13 protein-coding genes and 1 pseudogene are annotated in these 16,091 nt (G+C 69.9%); 10 read left to right on the top strand and 4 right to left on the bottom strand.

Going from position 1 to position 16,091, the window contains the following annotated elements; genetic code table 11:
- Positions 1 to 65: 65 nt before the first annotated feature.
- Together LG395_RS20955 and LG395_RS20950 are read right to left on the bottom strand one after the other, a co-directional pair.
- On the bottom strand, positions 66 to 1,442 hold the full coding sequence (locus LG395_RS20955) for an MFS transporter (protein ID WP_225810834.1): 1,377 nt from the start codon (positions 1,440 to 1,442) through the stop codon (positions 66 to 68).
- Positions 1,443 to 1,924: 482 nt separating this feature from the next.
- A pseudogene (locus LG395_RS20950) lies at positions 1,925 to 2,314 on the bottom strand (alanine--tRNA ligase); the annotation flags it as partial.
- Between the two features lie 120 nt (positions 2,315 to 2,434).
- On the opposite strand from LG395_RS20950, the gene LG395_RS20945 reads away from it, so the two are divergent.
- The 5 genes from LG395_RS20945 (at position 2,435) to LG395_RS20930 (ending at position 6,686) form a co-directional block, all read left to right on the top strand.
- A complete protein-coding gene (locus tag LG395_RS20945; RefSeq protein ID WP_225810833.1) occupies positions 2,435 to 3,301 on the top strand; it encodes a potassium channel family protein in 867 nt (288 codons plus the stop codon).
- 798 nt (positions 3,302 to 4,099) lie between these two features.
- The gene (locus tag LG395_RS20940) at positions 4,100 to 5,050 is read left to right on the top strand and encodes a hypothetical protein (protein WP_225810832.1); all 951 of its coding nucleotides are present in this window, start codon (positions 4,100 to 4,102) and stop codon (positions 5,048 to 5,050) included.
- A gap of 398 nt (positions 5,051 to 5,448) precedes the next feature.
- Positions 5,449 to 6,003: a TerD family protein gene (locus tag LG395_RS20935; RefSeq protein WP_263982851.1), complete on the top strand. Its 555-nt coding sequence runs from the start codon at positions 5,449 to 5,451 to the stop codon at positions 6,001 to 6,003.
- Positions 6,004 to 6,216: 213 nt separating this feature from the next.
- Positions 6,217 to 6,528 carry a hypothetical protein gene (locus LG395_RS41960; protein ID WP_505016508.1) on the top strand — a complete coding sequence of 104 codons (312 nt, stop codon included), beginning with the start codon at positions 6,217 to 6,219 and terminating at the stop codon, positions 6,526 to 6,528.
- A complete protein-coding gene (locus LG395_RS20930) occupies positions 6,459 to 6,686 on the top strand; it encodes a hypothetical protein (RefSeq protein ID WP_225810831.1) in 228 nt (75 codons plus the stop codon). Before LG395_RS41960 ends, LG395_RS20930 begins: the two co-directional genes overlap by 70 nt.
- 43 nt (positions 6,687 to 6,729) lie before the next feature.
- Here the strand turns inward: LG395_RS20930 and LG395_RS20925 are convergent, their stop codons facing one another.
- Positions 6,730 to 8,118: an amino acid permease gene (locus LG395_RS20925; RefSeq protein ID WP_372463451.1), complete on the bottom strand. Its 1,389-nt coding sequence runs from the start codon at positions 8,116 to 8,118 to the stop codon at positions 6,730 to 6,732.
- Positions 8,119 to 8,405: 287 nt separating this feature from the next.
- On the opposite strand from LG395_RS20925, the gene LG395_RS20920 reads away from it, so the two are divergent.
- The 5 genes from LG395_RS20920 (at position 8,406) to LG395_RS20900 (ending at position 14,170) form a co-directional block, all read left to right on the top strand.
- Complete coding sequence (locus LG395_RS20920) at positions 8,406 to 8,867, top strand: CBS domain-containing protein (RefSeq protein WP_225810829.1); 462 nt, start codon at positions 8,406 to 8,408, stop codon at positions 8,865 to 8,867.
- Positions 8,868 to 9,047: 180 nt separating this feature from the next.
- The gene (locus LG395_RS20915; protein ID WP_225810999.1) at positions 9,048 to 10,301 is read left to right on the top strand and encodes a cation:proton antiporter; all 1,254 of its coding nucleotides are present in this window, start codon (positions 9,048 to 9,050) and stop codon (positions 10,299 to 10,301) included.
- Positions 10,298 to 11,596 carry an ArsB/NhaD family transporter gene (locus tag LG395_RS20910; RefSeq protein WP_225810828.1) on the top strand — a complete coding sequence of 433 codons (1,299 nt, stop codon included), beginning with the start codon at positions 10,298 to 10,300 and terminating at the stop codon, positions 11,594 to 11,596. Before LG395_RS20915 ends, LG395_RS20910 begins: the two co-directional genes overlap by 4 nt.
- A gap of 430 nt (positions 11,597 to 12,026) precedes the next feature.
- Positions 12,027 to 12,536: an NfeD C-terminal domain-containing protein gene (locus LG395_RS20905; protein WP_225810827.1), complete on the top strand. Its 510-nt coding sequence runs from the start codon at positions 12,027 to 12,029 to the stop codon at positions 12,534 to 12,536.
- Positions 12,537 to 12,637: 101 nt separating this feature from the next.
- Positions 12,638 to 14,170 carry a flotillin family protein gene (locus LG395_RS20900; RefSeq protein WP_225810826.1) on the top strand — a complete coding sequence of 511 codons (1,533 nt, stop codon included), beginning with the start codon at positions 12,638 to 12,640 and terminating at the stop codon, positions 14,168 to 14,170.
- 75 nt (positions 14,171 to 14,245) lie between these two features.
- On the opposite strand, the gene LG395_RS20895 is transcribed toward LG395_RS20900, so the two are convergent.
- Positions 14,246 to 15,307 (bottom strand): PucR family transcriptional regulator, encoded by a 1,062-nt coding sequence (locus tag LG395_RS20895; protein WP_225810998.1) that lies wholly within the window; start codon positions 15,305 to 15,307, stop codon positions 14,246 to 14,248.
- Positions 15,308 to 16,091 lie beyond the last annotated feature (784 nt).

Here is a 16,091-nt window from a genome sequence, read left to right as displayed (position 1 = left end):
GGTCAGAACGTCGGGATGGTGCCGGCGAGGGCCGGCCGGCCGGGATGCGGGCCGGGGGGCACCGCTCAGACGGTGCGCGCCTCGGCGGCCGGGCTCGTCGCGGGGGTCTCCCCGTCCTCACCGTCGGCCTGGGCCAGATCGCGGTGCCGCGTCTCCCGTCCGAGGCCCACCGCTATCAGGGTCAGCACGGCGGCGGCGATCACGTACAGCGCGATCGGGGTGGAGTCGCCGTAGTCCTTGAGCAGCGCGGTGGCGATGAGCGGGGCGGGCGCACCGGCGGCCACGGACGCGAACTGCGCGCCGATGGACGCGCCGGAGTACCGCATCCGCGTCGCGAACATCTCGGCGAAGAAGGCGGCCTGGGGCGCGTACATGGCGCCGTGCAGCACGAGTCCGACGGTGACGGCGAGGATCAGGTACCCGAACGAGCCGGTGTCCACGAGCGCGAAGAAGGGGAACATCCACAGCCCGACACCGGCGGCGCCCAGCAGGTACACGGGCCGCCGGCCGACCCGGTCGGACAGCGCGCCCCAGGCCGGGATGACGGCGAAGTGCACGGCCGAGCCGATGAGGACGGCGTTGAGGGCGGTCTGCTTGGAGACGCCGGCCGAGGTGGTGGCGTAGACGAGGATGAAGGCGGTGATGACGTAATAGCTGATGTTCTCCGCCATGCGGGCGCCCATCGCCACGAGCACGTCCCGCCAGTGGTGCCGCAGCACGGAGACGAGGGGCAGCTTCTCCTGGGCGCCGTCCCGCCGCGCCTCGGCCCGCTCCCGGGCCTCCTTGAACACGGGCGATTCATCGACAGACAGACGAATCCACAAACCGACGAGGACGAGCACCCCGGAGAGCAGGAACGGGATCCGCCATCCCCACGTGCCGAAGGCGTCGTCGGACAGCGTGGCGGTGAGCAGGGAGAGCACACCGGTCGCCAGCAGCTGTCCGGCCGGCGCGCCGGTCTGCGGCCACGAGGCCCAGAAACCGCGCCGCCGCGCGTCCCCGTGCTCCGACACCAGCAGGACGGCACCGCCCCACTCGCCGCCGAGCGCGAAGCCCTGCACCAGGCGCAGCACGGTGAGCAGCACGGGTGCGGCGGTGCCGACGGTGGCGTGCGTGGGCAGCAGGCCGATGGCGAACGTGGCCCCGCCCATCAGCAGCAGGCTGAGCACCAGCAGCTTCTTGCGCCCCAGCCGGTCACCGTAGTGCCCGAAGACGAGCGCCCCCAGCGGGCGGGCGGCGAAGCCCACGGCGTACGTCAGGAACGACAGCAGCGTGCCGACGAGCGGGTCGGAGTCCGGGAAGAACAGCTTGTTGAACACCAGCGCGGCGGCGGAGCCGTAGAGGAAGAAGTCGTACCACTCGATGGTGGTCCCGATGAGGCTGGCGGCGACGATGCGGGGGAGGCTGGCGGGGGGTGGGGGAGCGGTGGTTCCGGAGGCCATATGCGCCACTTCCTCGTGTGCGGTGGGGACGGGTACGTGTCGGCACACCGTAGAAACATGCAGGTCAGCCGCACATATGGTGGGACAACATACTTTAGGGTTCGGCTATGCATGCGGCCACCATGCCAGCTCACGGAAGGGCGGTTCAGGGGCTCGAAGTGGGTCGAAACGAGTGCTGTCCGGGACGCGTAGTTCGGGGTGATTTGACGGTGCGGTGCTGACTCCCGTGCTGGTTTGGTGCTGACTAAAAGCCCACGTCATCACCCGTGCTCACCCCTCCCGTGCTGACTTGGTGCTGACTACGCTCCGTTGAACTTGGAAATCTTGGGGTCGATCGGCTCAGGGCCGTTGCGTGGTGGGTGACCTGAACGAGAGGTCGACCCGGCTTTGCGCTCGGCTCTGCGGGCACCGGGCGAGATGCTGTGCGTGCGCATGGTGCGCGTTCGCCCCGGCGGATCCTTCGTCTGCTGGTGGGTCTTCCAGTCGGCCGCCTTGAGCTGCTCCAGCAGGCCGGCGATACGGTCGGGGAGTTCGGGGCGCGGCGCCCCGCTCGGCGATGCGGGCGACGACGTCACGCTCATGGAACAGGTAGCCGAAGCCTTCGACGCCGACGGCGGCCTCCAGGCGGCCCATGCCCGCACCGTAAGAGGACTCTGAGATCAGCGCACGACGCCGATCTGCGAAGCGTCGCTCGATGTGCCTGTCGCCGCACAGTTCTGATCAGGCGCCGCCGATCTCGACGCCCCGGACCTTCTCGCCGTAGGTCTCGTGAAGCAGGCCAAATCGCCCAGTTCCCTCGGGTCCGGCAGGGTCATCCAGCGGACGCCGACCGACAGATCGCGGCGCAGCGCCCGGTTGGCGGCCTCCTCGATTACAGGCGCTTTCGACACGGCGCGATCGGGCGGGGCAGGGCAGACCGAGCGCGGCGCGTGACCGCGTCGTGCGGCGCGGGCTCCATGCTGGACCCGAGGCGGACGAGCCCGGGAGGTCCCATGGATTGGCTGGTCACATTGGTCGGTGCGGCGGTGGTGCTGATCATCCTGCGGGACGTGTTCCACACCCTGTGGCATCCCACCCGGCACGGTGGTCTGAGCAGGGCCGTCATGTCGCTGTTGTGGCGGCTGTCGACCCGGGGCCGCAGGAGCAGCAGGACCGCCGGGCTGGCCGGGCCGGTCGGCATGGTGACCGTGGTGGCCAGCTGGGCCTGCGCCGTGGCCGTCGGCTGGGCCCTGGTGTACTGGCCGCATATGCCGGAAGCGTTCTCCTTCTCCGGGACGTTGAATCCGTCCGAGCACTCGGGACCGGTGGACGCCCTGTACCTCTCGCTGGTGACCGTCGCCACGCTGGGCCTCGGTGACATCGCGCCCTCCGCGGACTGGCTGCGCATCGTCGCACCGCTGGAGGCGCTGGTCGGCTTCACGCTGCTGACCGCCACCGTCTCCTGGATCCTCGGCATCTATCCGGCCCTGGCCCGCCGACGGGCGCTGGCACTGCGCATCTCCCAGCTGCGCCGCGCCGAGCCGGCGCAAGGGCGGCCGGCCCCCGACGTCGGGGCCGTCGCCCTTGGTCAACTCGCCGCCGACGTCGCACGTACCTGCGTGGACTTCCTCCAGTACCCCGAGTCGTACTACTTCCACGACGGACCCGGCGACATCTCGCTGGCCCTCACCCTCGGCTACGCCGCCGACCTCGCCGAGCGGGCGGGACGAGCGGAACACGCGGACGACCGGAACGCCGCAGCCGTGCTCGCCACCGCCCTCGACGACCTCGCCACCGTGCTCGACGAGCGCTTCCTGCACACCGGCGGCCCGCGGCAGCGGGTCCTGGCCGCTTACGCCCGCGACCACGGGAATCCCTGATCAGCGACCAGGTCCGGATTGGCGAGCCCGGTCAGAAAAGCTTGCGAACGGCTGGACGAACAAGCTGCGGCACCTCATGTCCCGGTATCGCCGTACACCGGCAATACCGGGACCGCGCCTGTTCCCGCACACCCCCCGTGTGCCTGAGACCCCCGTCCCGATTCCCACCGACCGCGTCCCACCGGGTACGCCGACCTGGTCAACGGAAGACGCCGCCGCCTGGTCGCGTGTTCGCCGCGCCGCCTGGGCTCGGCCGCTGTGGTCGGTGCCGGCACTGCTGATCACCCTGGTGTGGGCGAACATGGCGACGCCGGAACAGCCGTGCGGCGATGACAGCCCGTGCGGTACGGACTGGTTGGGCATGGCGGAGATGGGGCTGGCGATCGGTCTGCTCTACTGGCTCCCCCGGCTGCCGGAACTGACCTTGGCAGGCGCGCCTGCACTGGCGGTTCTTGTGGCATGGCTGGAGCTGCCGGGCGCCGGGCCGACGGCGATGGCCGCCAATCTCTCTGTCCTTGTGGCTCTGGCCTTCGGCTGGGTAGCGGCCCTGAGCGGCTTACCGCACGTCGCCGCCAGCGGGCCGTCTGGGAGCGCACGGCAGAGCTCCGCCACCCGCAGCCGCTTGGCCCCGCCTCATCACTGCGGCGCGGCACCATCCCGATCACCACCGGGCTGCTGCTCATCGCAGCGGCCGGCTTCGCCGTTGTCCAGGCGCTCCACGGCATCAGTGCGGACCAGCACCGCGCGTACGGTGCCACCGGTACCAGCGCGCAGGTGCTCAGCCGGGAGGAGGACTCGGTGCGAATACGCACCGACGACGGCCGGCACCTGACCCTCAGCGCGTCCTACCCGGAGGACTACCGTATCGACGCGACCCTCACCGTGCTGGAGGACGGAACGTGGCGGCGCCTGGCGGCCGAGCCCCACGACGCCTTCGCCTGGCAGTTGCTGTTCCTGGCCACCGGACTGCCCGGCGGCTCCATGCTCCTCACCGGCCTCCTGGCCCGCCGCCGAGCTGCTGCCCTGCGTCACGTGCCGCTCCCGGTCATGCGCGTAAGGGAGCGCAGCGACGACACCGGACGTATCTGGCTCTACGCGGGCGACGACGACACCGCCCGTACACCACTCTTCAGCGGCCGGTTCACAGCGCGACCCGACACGGAAGGGCCCGAGACGGTGCACAACGATGGTGACGACGCGGACGAAGACGAGCCGTTCACCATCGACACGCGCCTGCACGAAGCAGTCATGTTCGGTGCCCCCTACGAAGGCGGTGAACTCGCCCTGGCCACCACCGACCGGGACCACCGGCCGGTGATGATACACACGGTCGGCCCCATCAGGCTGCCGCGGCCCGGCAAGGGGCCGGCACTGTCCACCAAGGAGACGGACACCGCACCCGAACTCCCGCGGGCACAGACGCCGTTCGCGACCGATGGCGTGCCGGCGGGCATGGTTCCGGCGCAACAGCCCCTGCGTTGGGGCCCGGGCCCCCTCGCGCGCGCAGGCGGGGCAGCATGGGCGCTGTGCATAGTGGCGGCCTTCGCCTTCCTCGTCCACCTACTGGTCACCGAAGGCTTCGGATGGAAGGTTCTGCTGCTGCCAGGTCCGCTGACAATGGCCGGACCGGCCGCCAGCCGGCTCAACTGGAGAGTCACGGCAGACCGGTCCGGCCTCTGGCTGACAGGCCCGTGGCGAGTGCGGCACATCCCCTGGGAGAAGCTGCGAGCGGTGCGGGCCCCGTTCTGATCGCCTTCGCCGTTCTCACGGTGGCGTCCTGGCTTCTCGGTTGATCCGGACGCCGTCCAAAGCAGCACACGTCTCGGTGAATTCCACGTTCTCCGTTCCCCGGGCGGGCAGCGGCGCCACCTTTGCCGCCGGCCGTGTGACCACACCGGACAGGGCGCCGTACGAGAGCGTCAGCGTGCCTGTGGCTAGGTCCGCCTCGACACGGCACGCGGCGGGGGAGGTCCTGCACTTCCCGTGCACGGTATGCGGCTCGCGCCCGGCCCGGTGGAGCGGAGGACTGGTTTGCGGCTGACGCGACCGGCAGGTCGGACCTCGGTCTGCGTCGGATGATGACCTTCACGCACAATGCATCAAAGATCCGTCGGCAACGCATACTCACCATGAAGGAAAGTCCGGCGATGGTCCTTGGGGGAAGTGGCAAGGTGAGTGGTGAGGGCCAGGGGCTCGGCAAGGTTGAGGTGCGGCTGAAGTGGGATCCGAGTCGGTACGGGGAGCCGCCCCGGCACCTCGACATCGTCGCGGCGACGTATCCGGCGGACGACCTCTTCGGACGGCCGGCGTATGTCGTGCACTACGACAGCCGGTCGCCGGACGGCACCATCAACATGAGCCGGCACAGCCCGACCGGCATGGGCTTTGGGTTCGTCGAGGTGATGGTCCTGGAGTTCGACCGTCTCTCACCCGCGTACGGGCGGGTGGTGGTCGGCGTGGCCATCCACCAGGACAGCGCCCCGTTCACGTTCGGTGACATGTCCAACGCCGGAGTGGCGGTCGTCGAGGGATACCGGCAGCTGATCGCGGACGACTTCGCCGGCGTCGCCGACGCCACGGCCGCGACGGTCGCGGAGTTCATCCGGGATTCCGCCGGGCTGTGGCGGATGCGGGAGATGATCCGGGGCTTCGACAGCGACCCGGTGCTCTTCACCGAAGAAATGGGCAGCCCGCAGCATTGACCGCTCCCGGGTCTTTCGCTCACCGGCCGCTTTCCTTACGGTTCCGGACAGCACCACGCAGGAGCACTGCTGTTCGTAGAGGGGTGCCGGCCCATGGCGATGAGGTCCAGACGGTGTACGACGCCGCGCGCGAGGCTGTGGCGGTGGCGACGCAGCCCGCTGCGGCGGACCAGCGACCTGGTCGAGGCGCGGCTGCTGCTCGTAGCGTGAACCATGGGCGTGCTGGGCGGGGCGGCTGCGCGCGTGACGGCTGCCATGGTCGCGGACCGGAGCTTCGAGGAGGACCGATTCGGCCGCCCACCGATCGTGGCCGTCCTGCTCGAGGACGCCAGGGATGCGGAGCCCACGCACGCCGACGTGCGCAACGACGCCGACGCGACGGTCCGGTGGACGACGCCCGACGGCCGCACACGCACCGGGCCGTGGTGCCGGCGCGCACTCCTGCGGGGACACACGTGCCGGAGTGGACCGATTCCCGGGGGGACCTGGTCTCCGAGCCTCCGGCCCGGCCCGACGCGGTGCTGAAGTCCTCCCTGGTGGGCGTGGGCACGGCGATGGCCACGGGAGGCGCGGTCTGGTGCGCTGCGCGGGCCGCATGTGCCCTGCTGGACCGGCGCCGGATGAAACAGTGGGCGCTGGAGTGGGAACGTTTCGGCATCCGGCGGGGCGGCGCGACTGCTTGATCCGCCGCCCTCACCGAGTCCGGCCCGGGCCAGGTATTCTGGTTCAGGCCTCCGCCTCGACGTCCTCGATGCCGCTGGGCCGTCCGGCCCGGTTCCAGCGGACGTACAGGCCGCCCGCGATCAAAAGCGTGGCCACCATCGACAGCACCGGCCAGCCGCGCAGCAGGTTCACCACGAGGGTGAACGCCACCGCGGCGGCGGCGATCCCGTTGACCCAGGTCAGCACCGGCTTGCTCTCGGTGCGGGCGAAGCGGGTCATGGCGAGCAGGCCCACCAGGAAGCTGACGAAGACCGCGACGGCGTAGAAGAGGACGAGTTCCTGCTCCTGGCCGGCCGCCGCGACGATGATCAGCGTGGCCGCGGCCAGGTAGACCACCACGGACCAGTACGGGGTGTGGTGGCGGTTGGTCCGGCCGAGCACCGGCGGCAGCACTCCCGGCCGTTCGGGCGTGCCGGACAGGGCCTTGAGCAGTCCGGGGCCCGCCTGGAAGGAGGAGCTGGCGGCGGAGAGCAGCAGCAGCGAGCTGGTCAGCTGGAAGGCGCCGTAGAGCCAGCCCGGACCGGCGGCGGCGTGGGCGATGCCGGCGATCTGCGTGGAGTCGGCACCCGGGATGCCGATGTGCAGCTGGACGGCGAGCGCGGTCAGCGCGAGGGTGAGACCACCGACGATCACTACGAGCAGGGCCAGGGTGCCACGGCCGAAGCGACGACGGTGGGTGTCGTCGAGCTGGCCGAGCTGAGCGATGGCGGTCGACGGTGCCTCGACACCGGTGGCCAGCGCCATCGCGACCGGGAAGGCCAGCACCACCGCGAGCATCGCCGGGCGACCGGGGTCGTGCGTGGGCGCAGCGTGGCCAGCGGTATGGGGCGCGGCGAAGCCGATGACCAGCACGGTCACCGAGACCACCACGAAGGCCACGGTCATGACGGCGAACAGCAGCCGTCCGCCGTGCCCGAACCAGGTCAGCCCGGCCACCATCACCAGCAGCACCAGGGCCAGCGGGATACGGAAGGCCGCCAGACCCGGGAACAGAGCGATCACCGCGCTCGCGGCCGCCGCGATCGAGATGCCGATCGTCAACACGAAGTCGACCACCAGAGCCCCGATGGGCAGGAACGTCCACCGCGGACCGAACGCGCGCGCCGCCGCCGCGGCCGCACCGCCGCCCTTCGGGAAACGGCGCACCAGCTGCCAGTAGTTGGCGGTGACGACGACGACCAGCCCAACCACCAGGCTCATCGTGGGCAGCAGCAACGCCAGATCCCCGTGCAGAGCACGCAGCGCCGCCTCAATCGCGTACGCGACGGAGGACACCGGATCGGCGATCACCGCGAAAGCGAACGCGAAGAAGAGAACGGACCGGCGCGGTGAACGCCCGTGGGGAGAGACAACGGTCGCCGATGCGACGGCATCCCGGGTAGTGGCAGGCACGCGAAGACCTCTCATCAGGAGAAAACAGGAGGGACCTCGCCGACCAGGCTTCCCGGCACACCGTCGACAACCCTACGTCAGGGCGCCATTGGCCCGGCGTCAGCGGGCCGTAAAGGGAACGTCAAAGCGGACAATGGAACTCCCGCCTCACAGACGTACGCGCAAGCCTTTCCTCTTCGTGGTCCGGCGGCATGACGTCGGTATGCAGACCCGAGTGAGGCGGGGCATCGGTGAGCGTGGACGGTTGCCCCACAATGGCAACGGGACACAGCGGAACGGAGCCGACCGTGCGGGCACGCGACCTGGCAGTGGAGTACGAGACAGTGAGCGTCGACACCGACGCCGAGACGGCGGCGCGGCTGATGGCCGAGCAACGGTTGCCGGCGCTGCTGGTCGTCGACGAAAAAGGGGTGCCGAAGGCGATCCTCCCGGCCTCGCAGATGATCAAGATTTTGGTGCCGTCGTACGTGATCGACGACCCGACGCTCGCCGCGGTGGTCGACGAACGCCACGCCGACCGGCTGTGCCAGGCGCTCCAAGGCCGCACCGTCCGCGACTGCCTGTCCAAGACCGTCCCCGCGCCTCCGTTGGCCGAGCCGGACGCGACCGCGCTCGAGGTCGCGGCGCTGATGGCGCAGGTCCGCAGTCCGCTGGTGGCGGTCGTGAAAGAGGACAGGACCGGGACGCGGCTGCTCGGAGTGATCACCGCATCCCATCTGCTGGAGCGGCTTCTGGTCGTTACATCCTGAGGCGGACGGGCCTCCGCGGAGCTGAACGCTGCCGGAATCCGGCAGGAAGGGCGTCTCCCGGGTGCGCGTAAGCGATCTGTCAAAGACGCATCAAGGGCAGGTAGGGTTCCCCGTGGTGTGCCGGGAAGCCTGGTCGGCGAGCAAGGGGACAGATCTCTCTTCCGATCGGGGGCGTCGGCCATGGTTCTGGTAGCGGTGTTCGGTGTCGCGCTGCTGGTCGCGGTGCTGTTGTCGGGGCTCGCGGCACGGACCGTGCTCTCCACCTCCCTGCTCTTCCTGGTCGGCGGCGCTCTCGTCAGCGACGGTTTTCTGGGCCTGATCCACATCACGCCGGACAGCGGAATCGTGTCGGTCACCGCGGACCTGGCGCTTTTCGCGGTTCTGTTCACCGACGGCATGCATGTCTCGCTGCCCAAGCTCCGCGCGAACTGGAAGAACCCGGCCCGTGCGCTGGGCTTGGGCATGCCGCTCGCCTTCCTGTTCATGGGGCTGGCCGCGCACTTTCTGGCGGACCTGGACTGGACGACGTCGTTCCTGGTCGGAGCAGTGCTCGCGCCCACGGACCCGGTGTTCGCCTCCGCGATCGTGGGACGCAGTGAGGTCCCGGCCAAGCTGCGGCAGTTGCTGAACGTGGAGAGCGGCATCAACGACGGGCTGGCCCTGCCCGTGGTCCTGATGCTCATCGGCGCCGCCGGACCGACCACCGGAACCGGCGACGCGGAGCCGGGGGCGATCGCTGTCGAATTGCTGCTCGGTCTGGTCTTCGGCATCGCCCTGCCTCTGATCGTAAACAGGCTGGTGCGGTTCCGGCTGCTGGGCGCGGAGCCGAAACTGCAGCCCCTGCTGCCGCTGGCGACCGGGATCATCCTCTACGCCGCCTGCCACCTCACGCACGCCAACCCCTACCTGGCCGCCTTCTCCGCGGGCGCGGTCCTCGCCCATGCCTCGCCGGAGGCGAAGGCGTCGTTCGAGCCGCTGGGCGAGGCCCTGGCGGAGCTGGCGAAGTTCGCCGCGCTTCTCGTCTTCGGCGCCCTGTTGACCCCGCACCTGTTCGGTGACCTCTCGCTCGGCGGCTACGCGGCGGTGATCCTGGCGATCTTCCTGATCCGCCCGGCCTCCTTGCTGCTGTCGTTGCTGGGTACGCGCATCTCGCGGCGGGAGAAGCTGGTGGCGGCCTGGTTCGGTCCCAAGGGCTTCGCCTCGGTGGTTTACGGGTTGCTCGTGCTGCAGTCCGGGATCCCGCGGGCCAAGGAGGCATTCACCCTCATCGCGGTGTGCATCGCCTTCTCGATCATCGCCCACAGTTCCACGGACGTACCGATCGCCCGCGCCTTCGACGTCGAGGACCTGGCGGGCATTCCAGCCGCGGACGACGATGCCGGCGCCGCCGAAATGCATGCTGCACAGGCCTCAGGAGAAGCAGGAGGAACGTGAACGACTGGCACAGCTGGGCTGCGATCGCCATCTTCGTCGGGGCGTACGCCCTGATCATCAGCGAGAAGATCCACCGCGTCGCCGTAGCTCTCGGCGGCGCGGGCCTGATGCTGGCGATCGGGGCGACCGACGACAGCTCGGCGTTCTACTCCGAGGACTCCGGCATCGACTGGAACGTCATCTTCCTGCTCATGGGCATGATGATGATCGTCGGAGTGCTGAAGAAGACCGGCATGTTCGAATACCTGGCGATCTGGGCGGTCAAGCGGGCCCGGGCGAAACCGTTCCGGGTCATGACCATGCTCGTCGTCATCACTGCACTGGCTTCAGCCCTGCTCGACAACGTCACGACCGTTTTGCTGATCGCCCCGGTCACCCTGCTGGTCTGCGAGCGCATGGCGCTGCCGGCCGCACCGTTTCTGATCGCCGAGGTGATGGCCTCGAACATCGGAGGCACCGCCACCCTGGTCGGCGACCCTCCGAACATCATCATCGCCAGCCGCGCCGGCCTGACGTTCAACGACTTCGTCGTCCACCTCGCCCCGCTCGCAGCCGTGCTGGTGGCGGTACTGCTGGTCCTGTGCCGGGTGATGTTCCGCAAGTCGTTCGTCTACGACGACGACCGCGCCGCCGAGATCATGGAGTTGGAGGAACGCGAAGCCATCAAGGACCCCCGACTGCTGGTCCAAGGACTGATCGTCCTGGCTCTGGTCGTCGTCGGCTTCGTCCTCCACCCGGTACTCCACTACGCCCCCAGCATCGTCGCCCTGCTCGGTGCGGGACTGCTCGTCGCCGCCACTGCGGTCGAGACCCATGATGTCCTGGCCGAGGTGGAGTGGCCCACGCTCGCCTTCTTCGCCGGCCTGTTCATCATGATTGGCGGACTGATCGACACCGGTGTCGTCAGCGAGATCTCCCGGCATCTGGCCGACGCGATCGGAGGCAACGAGCTGGGCGGCTCCATGACCCTGCTGGGCGGCTCCGCCGTCCTCTCCGGCATTGTCGACAACATTCCCTACGTCGCGACCATGGCGCCCATCACCGCCGACCTGGTCAACGACATGGGCGGCACGAGCCATCATGTGTTGTGGTGGGCCCTCGCCCTGGGCGCCGACCTCGGCGGGAACGCGACGGCGATCGGCGCTTCCGCCAACGTCGTCGTCATCGGCATCGCCGAACGCAACCGCCAGCCCATCTCCTTCTGGCAGTTCACCAAGTACGGGCTCATCGTGACCGCCGCGACCGTGACCATCTCCCTGGCATACGTGTGGCTGCGCTACTTCGCCCTGGCCTGACGAGCAGCGTGGCGAACCGGTCTCCTGGAACCATCCAGACAGGCCCGGGCTGCCCACCGCGCGGGAGCCGGCCCACGGTTCGCGTACGGAACCCGTCCGGTGATCGCCGAGGCATCACTCGTCATCGTCCTTGCCTGGTTCCTCAGTCTGTGCGGTGCCCTGCTACTACGTCCCCATGAGGCTCTCCAACCGCTGGGAGCGGTATGGCCGCTCTGCTTCTCGTGACCTCCCTCCCGCTCGCTGTCCTGGCCGTCCGCCCCGGGACCCACTCATGGCGCCGTCGACACGGCTGAGGCGGTCGCCCGTGTCGCCAGAAGGCGGCATCTAAGCCGCGTAAAGATTGCCGGAACACGGCAATGAAACGGCCTCAGGGACATGCCAGGATTCCGTCAAGCCGGAGATCAGCGACGGGTAAGGGGGGACGGTACGCATGGCCTGGTTTCTCGGACTCGGCATCACGGGGGTCGTACTGCTCGCCATGTCGCTGGTCTTCGACGGGCTGTTGGACGGTGTGCTCGACGGTGCGCTGGGCGGCGGCCTCGACGGGTGGCTGTCGCTGCCGGTCGTCGCCGGCTTCCTGTCGATGACCGGCTTCGGCGGGGTCATCGCGCAGGCGGCCGCGGGGGTGGGCCCGGCAGGCGCCACCGCCGTCGGCGCGCTCACGGGGGTGGGCACGGCTTGGCTGACGTATCGCTTCAGCCGTGCCCTGATGCGCGACCAGACGGCGGTGACGCCCACCGGAGACGACCTGATCGGGACGTCCGGCAACGTGGTGACCGCCATCCCCGCCGACGGCTTCGGCGAGGTGCTTCTGCGGCTCGCCGGCCAGCCGGTGAAGTTCGCCGCGCGCAGCGCCACACCGGTGGCCCGGGGCACCGAGGTGTGGGTGGAGGCGGCACCGTCCGCGACCTCTGTCCTGGTGCGTCCGGCGGATAGCTGAACGCCTCGGAGCCGCTCGTCTTTCCTTCTCTGCTTGTCGCGGCCCCTCGCGGGGCCTCTTCCATCCCTTTTCCGGGGTGCTACGTGTCTGGGGGCACTGTCATGAGTCCTGTCGTCGTCGCCGTGGCGGGAGTCGTCGTACTTCTCGTCCTGTCGGCCCTCGTCGTCATCAGCCGTTACAAGGTGGCCGGCCCGAGCGAGGCGTTCATCGTCACCGGCCGGCGCGGCAAGAAGTCCACCGATCCGGAAACCGGACGGATCTTCACCGACAACAGCGGCCAGAAGGTCGTGGTCGGCGGCGGTGTGTTCGTCGTGCCGTTCGTACAGCAGAAGTTCACCCTCGACCTGTCCTCCCGGCACATCCCGGTCGCCGTGCGCGGCGCGGTCACCCTGCGCGGTGTGAAGGCCAACCTGGACGGTGTCGCCATCGTCAAGGTCGGCGGCACCGAGGACTCCATCCGCGCCGCCGCCCAGCGCTTCCTGATGCAGCAGGACGGCATCGTCGGCTTCACCCAGGAAGTACTCTCCGGCGCCCTGCGCGCCATCGTCGGCCGGATGTCGGTGGAGGACATCATCCGCGACCGCGCCGCCTTCGCCGGCCAGGTCGCCGAGGAGGCCGAGGCGAGCCTGTCAGGGCAGGGCCTGGTGCTGGACGCCTTCCAGATCCAGGACATCACCACCGAGGGCTCCTACCTCGAAGACCTCGGCCGCCCCGAGGCCGCGCGCGCCAAGCAGGAGGCCGACATAGCCGAGGCCGTGGCCCGGCGCGCCGCCGAGCAGGCCCGGCTGAAGGCCGAGGAGGAGATCGCCGTCGCCCAGCGGACGTTCGCGCTGAAGCAGGCGGAGATCCGGGCCGAGACCGATGAGGCCGGGGCGCGTGCCGCGGCGGCCGGCCCCCTGGCCGAGGCGGCCCGGCAGCAGGAGATCCTCGCCGAGCAGGAGAAGGTCGCCGAACGGCAGGCGGCGCTGACCGACCGGCAGCTCGACACCCAGGTCCGCAAGCCCGCCGACGCCCAGCGCTACGCCGCCGAGCAGGAGGCGGAAGCCCGGCGGGTGGCCCGGGTGAAGCAGGCCGAGGCGGAGCGCCTGGCGGGCATCGCTGCCGCCCAGGCCGAGGCCGAGCGGTCCCGGCTGACCGGTGAGGGCGAGAAGCAGCGCCGCTCCGCGCTGGCCGAGGCGGAGGCCATCGAAGGCCTCAAGCAGGGTGAGGCCGAGCGGTCCCGGCGCGCGGCGATCGCGGAGGCCGTCCGGCTGGAGGGCGACGCGGAAGCCGCGGCGATCGCGGCCAAGGGCAGCGCGCAGGCCGAGGCGATGCGGAAGAAGGCCGACGCCTACGGGGAGTACGGCGAGGCCGCGATCCTCCAGATGCTCGTCGAGGTGCTGCCCGAAGTCGTCGCCAAGGCGTCCGAGCCGCTCAGCGCGGTGGACAAGATGACGGTGATCTCCACCGACGGCGCCGGCCGGATCCCGCGCGCGGTCGCCGACAACGTCGCCCAGGGTCTGGAACTACTCGGCTCCACCACCGGCGTCGACCTGACCCAGCTCCTCAAGGGCGTCACCGAGCGCGTCACCACGGCCGCCGCGCCGGGTGATCGGTCGGCCCAGCTCAACGGGAAGGTCGAGATCAGCGGCTGAGCGACCGGGTGAGCCCAGGGGTCCGCCGACGGGAGACGGCGGACCCCTCGCCGCGGTTCAGCCGCCGGGTGGGATTCAGATCTCCTGGGCGGGCCAGCCCAGCAGCCGTGCCCCGATGACCGCGGTCTGCAGGGTGTAGCGGTGCACGGGATCAGCCGGGTTGCTTCCGGTCAGCTGGTGGATGCGCTCCAGCCGGTAGGTCAGGGCGCGCACGCTCAGCGAAAGGCGTCGAGCCGCCTCAGCGGCCGTGCACCCCGACTCGAAGTACGCCTCCAGCGTCAGCAGCAACGGCTCGGCACCGCCCCGGGCACCCCGCAGCGGCCCCAGCGCGCTGACCACGAGATCAGCCATCGCCTGCCGGTCACGCATGAGAACGGGATACACGAGCAGATCGGCGGCACGCACCACCGGATCGTCGAGATTCAGCCGCTGGGCGAGCTCGAGAGTGCTCAGTGCCTCCTCGTAGGAATGAACCACGCCACCCGCCCCGAGCTGCGGACGCCCGATCGCGACCCGGCTGCCGTCCGTCGCCGCGTGCGCCTGCTTGGCGAAGTACGCGAGGACGTCCTCCTGGTCACCCGGCGCGATGCAAATCAACTGCCCGTTCTTCGTCGCCAGCAGGATGCGCCGGTCGCCGAACCGTGCGATCAGGGCCGCCTCCACCCGGCGGGTGACCGGGGCGGTGTCGTCGTAGGCTTCGGGGCCCGCGGCCACCGCGACCGCGTACGCGCGGGAGAGGACGAGTCCGAAGCGTTCCGCCCGCTCGGCGAGCCGCCCAAGGTCACTGCGACCGTACAACAGGTCGTCGATGAACTCCCGGCGCGCCGCCTCCTCCTGGCGCACCGCCAGGCGCTGCGCACGCTCGTACCCTTCGGCGAAGGCGTCGACGGCCTGCTCCACCGCAGCCAGTACACTGCCGACCGCACCCGACACGGCGCCGTCCGGCCACGACGTCCGGGTTTCCGCGAGATGCTGCCGGACGAGGTCGCGCAGACCGTGCCCGGCGTCGGCGGCCTGTTCTCCAAGGGCGCGTCGCTCGTTGAGCTCCTTCCGGGTGAGTCGGCGCCCGGTGGCCGAGACCTCGGCCAAGATCTGGGCGTACCCGAGCAGATACTCGGAAGTCGCCGTCTCCGCCATCGTGGCCCCCCTGTCTTCCAGCCGCACCTTGGCGTGTTCTTGACCGTGGTCGGCTCGGGCAGGGTAGCCAGTGCTGCCGGAAACCGGCAACGTGATGAATGGCCGGCGCGAGTAGGAGGCTGCCACCACCCTGCCCCTCGCGGTGGCCTGTCAGGCAGACAGCCGTTGACAGGCTGCCGCGGAGCCACGGTTCGGCGGTCCTTGAGCGCCGCGTGAGGACGACGCGGCCGCCATCGTGGTCCACGGCACCATCAGAAAACGAGGGGCTACCAGGCGGTGGCGGGCAGGAGGCACTCGTTGTGGCCGGCCAGTCATGAGTGGCTTTGTGACACCGGAGAGGACGGTACGGACAGGCACCCCCGGCGCCTCTTGCGTTGGCGGCCGGTGCCTGTGCTTGAGTCAGCGACGGTCGCTGAGCGGCGGCCTGGTCTTCCGCGTGTGCGAGCCGCGGGGAGGGTACGTGCCGTGTGCCAGGTAGTGCCGACCAGCGCTGATCAGGGCGACGTTCCACTGCCCGGCTCTTCCGGGAGACCTTGACCAGGCCCCGGTTGTGCAGTGCCTGGCAGGTGGTCTTGTAGGAGCTGGTCTCCCATACGCCGGCGGGGAACCCGGCTCCCACCCACCTGCAACACCGAGAGCTGCCGCCCATTGACCCGACGTTCCAGTGGTTCGCCTTCGCTTTGACGTGACGTACGAGGCGGCATGGTGCCAGTTTCGTTGGTGAGTGACCGGTGCTTCGAGCCCATTCGCTCGAACGAGCGGGCTGTCGTGGCTGGAAGCCGGT

The organism is Streptomyces spinosus (genome assembly GCF_020400655.1).
GTDB classification, from domain to species: domain Bacteria; phylum Actinomycetota; class Actinomycetes; order Streptomycetales; family Streptomycetaceae; genus Streptomyces; species Streptomyces argyrophylli.
The sequence above is the reverse complement of the archived record's forward strand: the minus strand, read 5'-3'. Positions and strand labels throughout refer to the sequence as shown.

What these genes read in the sequence shown, in the direction of transcription:
- LG395_RS20895 (WP_225810998.1), bottom strand. Translation starts at nt 15,307, where the DNA reads ATGGCGGAGACGGCGACTTCCGAGTATCTGCTCGGGTACGCCCAGATC.
- LG395_RS20955 (WP_225810834.1), bottom strand. Translation starts at nt 1,442, where the DNA reads ATGGCCTCCGGAACCACCGCTCCCCCACCCCCCGCCAGCCTCCCCCGC.
- LG395_RS20945 (WP_225810833.1), top strand. Translation starts at nt 2,435, where the DNA reads ATGGATTGGCTGGTCACATTGGTCGGTGCGGCGGTGGTGCTGATCATC.
- LG395_RS20915 (WP_225810999.1), top strand. Translation starts at nt 9,048, where the DNA reads ATGGTTCTGGTAGCGGTGTTCGGTGTCGCGCTGCTGGTCGCGGTGCTG.
- LG395_RS20900 (WP_225810826.1), top strand. Translation starts at nt 12,638, where the DNA reads ATGAGTCCTGTCGTCGTCGCCGTGGCGGGAGTCGTCGTACTTCTCGTC.
- LG395_RS20905 (WP_225810827.1), top strand. Translation starts at nt 12,027, where the DNA reads ATGGCCTGGTTTCTCGGACTCGGCATCACGGGGGTCGTACTGCTCGCC.
- LG395_RS20935 (WP_263982851.1), top strand. Translation starts at nt 5,449, where the DNA reads ATGGTCCTTGGGGGAAGTGGCAAGGTGAGTGGTGAGGGCCAGGGGCTC.
- LG395_RS41960 (WP_505016508.1), top strand. Translation starts at nt 6,217, where the DNA reads ATGGGCGTGCTGGGCGGGGCGGCTGCGCGCGTGACGGCTGCCATGGTC.